We start from the raw sequence: 1,082 nt of genomic DNA, 5'->3' as shown, positions 1-1,082 counted from the left end.
TCCAACTTGGTTACTTTAGGAATTTCAGGAAACAAACCAAAATTAAGATGTACAAAAAGCGCTCCTTCTTTACCATTAATCGTACTAGTAAAATACCCTATATGACCTCCACCTTGATTATCTGTATCTCCTTTTATTGTCACATGTTTAGCATGTTTCAAAAGTTGATATGTTTTATTATTCGCGGATATTTCTTTTAGTTTCTTTGTATCATGATTTGAAATATAATTATTTATTTCTTTTTCAGCAGAATAACGTGTCCAACTATCAAAAAAAATTAAATTTACATAAAAATAACAAAAGCCTAAAACTATAATAGTACCAAGTATATAAACTATTTTTTTCATTTAAAGACTCCTTATCTCCTCAAAATATTTAAGTTTTTATGGTAAATTAAAGTTGCATAATAATCCAACAAAAACACTTTAAAAGGAGTTGTCCGAAACAAATGAAACATGTGTTTAAAGTCTTTTTAGCCAGTATGTTAGCCACTCTTTTAGGTTGTACTGTCGTAACTTCTCATCATGCCTCTGCAGCTGAAAACCATCCTTCAACCAAACAAGATACTAAATTAGTCGCTACCTATAAGACTTCTCAAGTTGACGCAAAAACAATGAAACAATTCAAATCTATAGCTAAAGAAGATCCTAATTTCCATATTAAAAAACAACAAGGTAAAGTTATCATAGAAGAATTATTCCCTAATCCAAAGAAACAAAAATCAAATTATACAGCTAACCGTAGCACAAACAATCATACAAGAGTATTAAATTTTTCTGATTTTATAGGAAATATGGACGGAAACAATACTCATAATACATCAAATAACATATCAACATATAGTAAACACAAAGGCAAAGTATATAAAGGGCCAACTAAAGATGGCCAACATGTAAAAAAGGGAATGCATGTTCATTGTAATCGATTTAACGGAACAAAATCTGATCATAGATACTGGTCAAAAAAACATCCTAGAGCTTATGTAGATTTTTATAAAAGTGACTGTTGGTTCCATGCTAGCAAATATCATTGTTATTCTATGAATAATCCAAAGGGTATGGTTAAGTGCGATGGTTTAAACC

2 protein-coding genes are annotated in these 1,082 nt (G+C 29.8%); one reads left to right on the top strand and one right to left on the bottom strand.

The features are described from left to right. The coding region (locus AB0I15_RS66930; protein ID WP_358121245.1) for a hypothetical protein at positions 1 to 347 on the bottom strand (347 nt) is incomplete at its 3' end. Between the two features lie 101 nt (positions 348 to 448). Here AB0I15_RS66930 and AB0I15_RS66925 point away from each other — a divergent pair. Further along, positions 449 to 1,082, top strand: a 634-nt coding sequence (locus tag AB0I15_RS66925; RefSeq protein WP_358121242.1) for a hypothetical protein, incomplete at its 3' end; no start/stop codon positions are given.

Source organism: Nonomuraea sp. NPDC050643, from assembly GCF_040654715.1.
In the GTDB taxonomy this organism is placed as follows: Bacteria; Actinomycetota; Actinomycetes; order Streptosporangiales; family Streptosporangiaceae; genus Nonomuraea.
Note: the sequence above shows the minus strand (reverse complement) of the source record. Positions and strands in the feature narration are given on the sequence as shown.